Annotated in this window: 4 protein-coding genes; 1 reads left to right on the top strand and 3 read right to left on the bottom strand. The window is 70.9% G+C overall.

The window, feature by feature from the left end:
• Window positions 1–53 precede the first annotated feature (53 nt).
• The 3 genes from ACFU7Y_RS41405 to ACFU7Y_RS41395 all read right to left on the bottom strand — a co-directional run bounded on the left by ACFU7Y_RS41405 (window position 54) and on the right by ACFU7Y_RS41395 (window position 2,878).
• Window positions 54–839, bottom strand: coding sequence for a DUF2785 domain-containing protein (locus ACFU7Y_RS41405; RefSeq protein ID WP_380771567.1), 786 nt, complete (start codon window positions 837–839; stop codon window positions 54–56).
• Window positions 840–922: 83 nt separating this feature from the next.
• Window positions 923–1,390: a MarR family transcriptional regulator gene (locus ACFU7Y_RS41400; RefSeq protein WP_224274502.1), complete on the bottom strand. Its 468-nt coding sequence runs from the start codon at window positions 1,388–1,390 to the stop codon at window positions 923–925.
• A 108-nt stretch (window positions 1,391–1,498) separates the two neighbouring features.
• Window positions 1,499–2,878, bottom strand: a complete 1,380-nt coding sequence (locus ACFU7Y_RS41395; protein WP_224274503.1) for a YhgE/Pip family protein — start codon at window positions 2,876–2,878, stop codon at window positions 1,499–1,501.
• 270 nt (window positions 2,879–3,148) lie between these two features.
• On the opposite strand from ACFU7Y_RS41395, the gene ACFU7Y_RS41390 reads away from it, so the two are divergent.
• On the top strand, window positions 3,149–3,784 hold the full coding sequence (locus ACFU7Y_RS41390) for a MerR family transcriptional regulator (protein WP_380771565.1): 636 nt from the start codon (window positions 3,149–3,151) through the stop codon (window positions 3,782–3,784).
• Window positions 3,785–3,888 lie beyond the last annotated feature (104 nt).

The raw sequence follows: 3,888 nt of genomic DNA, 5'->3' as shown, positions 1-3,888 counted from the left end.
GAAGTCGGCCGGGCCGACTTCTCGCGCGCTCCGTCACACAGCAGTGCCCCCGGCTACGGAAGCACCGGGCGCAGGACCTCGGCCACCCGGGCCTTGACCGCATCGCCATGGGCGAGCGGGACGGGGTGCCCGCCGCGTTCGGCGGACACCCCGAGGTCCGCCAGGAGGTACAGGGCGCGCAGAGTGCGCGCGGTGTTGGAGACCCAGACCGGCATCGGCCCGCGCTCCAGTGCGGCGAAGGCGGCGCCGATCGGCGACAGCCAGGCGGTCGATCGCTCCGCGGTCAGGTCGGTGCGGGTGAGGATGCGGGCGACTGCCTTGGCGAGCCGGTCGTCCTCCCGCTGTGCGAACAGGTAGTCGGTCGGGGTGAGCAGACGCTCGGCGGCGAGCACGAGCAGCGGTTCGGGGTCGATGTCGGGCCGCACACCACACGTCGCCAGCAGGTCCGCGCCGTGCGCCACGGCGTGCAGCCAGCCGAGCGTGTCGTCACAGCCTCGCAGATCGGCCTCCGAGCGGTACCAGGCGGCGAAGGCGTCGAGCCATTCGGGCCTGAGGCTGCCCTGGCTCACGATCATCTCCAGGACGAGCGGCGCGAACGTCCTGGCCTCGATCCGCGGATCGGTGAAGCGCTCCGCCATCAGATCGCCGAGCGCCAGGCACCGCTCGCCGTCGATCACCCCGCGCCGGATCCACGCCGCCAGGACCGCGTACGGGTAGCCGTCCCTGACCTCGGGGTCGGGGTCCCCCAGGGCGGCCGCCAACTCCGCGACCAGGTCGTCCAGCCGGCGCCCTGGGGGGAGCGCGCAGTCGGTCTCGTAGATCTCACGCCAGTCCGTCACGGGCGGGACCCTACCGGAGGCTTCCAGAGCCTCTCACCTGCTTTTTCGCCAGGAACTTGCGCGAGAAGTCGGCCGGGCCGACTTCACGCGTGACCTTCGTGGGCCGACCCTGGTGCGTCCGCCAGGCGCTCCAGTGAGCGTTCCAGGTTGTCGGCCAGCTTCGTGAGGACCCGGTACTCGTCGGCGTCGAGCGTCGCCGTCAACTGCTCCTCGACCGCGTAGTAGTGGGCGAGGAGGCGGTCGACGAGGTCGACGCCGCGATCGGTGAGCCTGAGGTGGATGATGCGGCGGTCACGGTCGTCACGCTCCCTGGTGATCAGCCCCTCCTTCTCCAGCCTGTCCGCGCGGACGGTCATCCCCGAGCAGGTGACCATGTCGAGGGCGGCCAGTTGGCCGGTGGTCAGCCGGTGGGAGGGACCGGCCTGGCGCAGGGTGACGAGCACGTGGAAGTTGGCGGCGGTGAGCCCGTGCTCCTTGAGGACGGGCTCCAGTCGGGCCTTCCAGAGCACGGCGATCCGGTAGAGGCGGCCGAGCGGTCGCAGGGGTGGCACGGGGGGCCTTCCAATTGGTCGTTTGCCGGGTGCGCAGGCAGGCCTGCCTGCGGCCTGCGGGTCCGACGCCGGCGATCCCTGCCGGCGTCGGACCGGTCCACGGGGTGGTCAGCCGGCCGGAGCGAGCTCCGGTGCCGGCGGGTGGGGCGCGGCAGCGCGGTGCAGGCCCTTGCGGTCGTAGAGGTGGGTGACCGCGAGGCCGACGACGAGGGAGACGGCGAAGCCGATGCCGACCATGGTCCAGGCGCGGCCGAGTCCGGCGTCGGCCTGCGCGTCGAAGTAGAGGATGGACCGGACGCCGTCGACGACCTGGCGGAAGGGCTCGAAGTCGGCCAGGAACCGGTAGAAGCCGGGCAGTGCCTGGAGCGGGATGGTGGCGCCGGCGGACGGGATGGCCAGGCCGATCAGCACGAGCATGGAGACGATGGGGCCCGGGGTGCCGAAGGCGGCGAGCAGGGCGAGAGCGGTGATGCCCATCGCGGCCGTGGCGCAGCTGCCGAAGATCCACAGCTGCAGCAGGTGGGAGGCGTCGATGCCGATGACTCCGACGGCGGCACCCATGGCCAGTGCGGAGGTCACCATCGACAGGACGATCATGAGGACCGAGCCGACGGCGAAGTGGCGTACCCGGCTGAGGTGCTGAAGCGGCTTGGCGGTGCGGACCGGGCCCTTGTCGCTGGCGATGTAGCCGAGTGCGGTGTCCAGCTGGGTGTGGATGACGTTGGCGCCGAGCATGCCGCCCAGGACGAGGACGAGGGTGTAGAAGAACGCGCTCAGCCCGAGGCCGCTGTGCTGCCCGAGCGGGTGGCCCTCCTGGACCGTGGCCTTGACGGGGTCGGCGATCATCAGCTGCGCCGCGGCGCCGGGCGCGGCGGGCTTGGCAGCGGTGCCCGGTGTGACGGGCTTGGCAGCGGTGCCGGGTGCCGCCTGGTGTTCGGCCTGGTGGCTCAGCTGTTCGGCGAGCTGCCGGCCCACCTGGGCCGAGGTGGTCTGGACGATCTTGCGGTTGATCTCGGAGGCCATGGAGGAGCCGAAGCTTCCGGCGCCGGGGTTGGTCAGCACGGTCATGGTCGGCGGGTGCGGCTCGTGCTGGAGCGGGCCGGCGAGGGCGGCCACGGAGGCGGAGAAGTCCTCCGGGATGACGAGCGCGCCGAACACCTTGTCCTTGGCCAGGAGCTCGTCGGCGGTCCGGCGGTCGACCTGCTTCCAGGCGACCTTGCCCTTCAGGTCGGCGGCCTGGGTGATCTGCGGGGTGATCTGCTCGCCCAGGTTGACCTGCTGCCCCGCGATCTTGGTGCCCTGGTCCGCGTTGACCACCGCGATCGGCAGGTCCTTCATCGAGCCGACCGGATCGTTGTTGGCACCCAGGTACAGCAGCGACAGGACGAACGACAGCAGGCCGAGGGTCAGCGCCGACCGCAGCCAGAGGCCTTTTCCGCGCAGCAGACCGCGGGCGCTCGCCCTGGGCGCGTGGGTCGGCTCAGACATTCCGCCTCCCTCGGTGGCGCAGCGCGACAGGGGCCTGCTCGTGGCACCTGGTTCCGGTGGGGCGTGGGGCTGGCATGGTGCTCCAGTTGCGAGGTCGCGCCGAGAGTGGCGCGCAAGGTTCGGTAGCGAAAGGGCCCCGGCATCGCGGCTGGTCAGCCGACCGCTGGAAACTTTCACTTTCTAGCTCGATAGTGACACTATCGAATGCGTGAGTCCATTCGGGAGCCTGGGAGACTGGTCACACACCGAACCGTTCGAGCGAGTGAGCGCATGAGGATCTCCGACCTGAGCCGCCTGACCGGAACACCGGTCGGGACCATCAAGTACTACCTACGGGAAGGCCTGCTGCCGCCCGGCCGATCCCTCGGCGCCACCCTGACCCTGTACGGCGACGAACACGTTCAGCGCCTGCGCCTGATCCGCGCCATGACCGCCCGCGGCGGCCTGTCCATCGCCGCCACCCGCGACGTCCTCACCGCGATCGACCAGCCGCTCGAACCACTGGACACGCTCCGCGTCGTCCACTACGCCCTGCCCACTCCGGTCGATGCCACCGAGACCGACGCGGTCGACGAGCACGCTCCGCAGGTCGACCGGCTGCTGGACGCCATGGGATGGGACATCTCCGAGGAATCGCCGCACCGCAGGGCACTCGCCGCGAGCCTGATGGACCTCAGCCGCCTCGGCATGGAGTACAGCACCGAGGAACTGCTGCCCTATGCCGAACTGGCCGCCGCCGCGGCCCGACTGGACTTCGACCGGATCGAAGGCATCGAGGACCGCCTCCGGCTCGCCGAGCACGCCGCGATCGTCGTCCTGCTCCTCGAACCCGTTCTGGCGGTCCTGCGACGCCTCGCCCAGGAGAACGAGTCCCACCGCCGTACGGCCTGGTCCCACAGCGACTGAACGCGTGCGCGCATGGCGGGACCGCCGACGTCGTTGCCTACGCGGAACGGATGGGCCTCCCCTTGGGCATCATCTGGCCGCAGGGCGCCACCCGTGGCTGAGTG

Source organism: Kitasatospora sp. NPDC057542, assembly GCF_042801945.1.
Lineage (GTDB): Bacteria > Actinomycetota > Actinomycetes > Streptomycetales > Streptomycetaceae > Kitasatospora.
This window is presented reverse-complemented; position numbering and strand designations above follow the sequence as displayed.

What these genes read in the sequence shown, in the direction of transcription:
- ACFU7Y_RS41395 (WP_224274503.1), bottom strand. Translation starts at nt 2,878, where the DNA reads ATGTCTGAGCCGACCCACGCGCCCAGGGCGAGCGCCCGCGGTCTGCTG.
- ACFU7Y_RS41390 (WP_380771565.1), top strand. Translation starts at nt 3,149, where the DNA reads ATGAGGATCTCCGACCTGAGCCGCCTGACCGGAACACCGGTCGGGACC.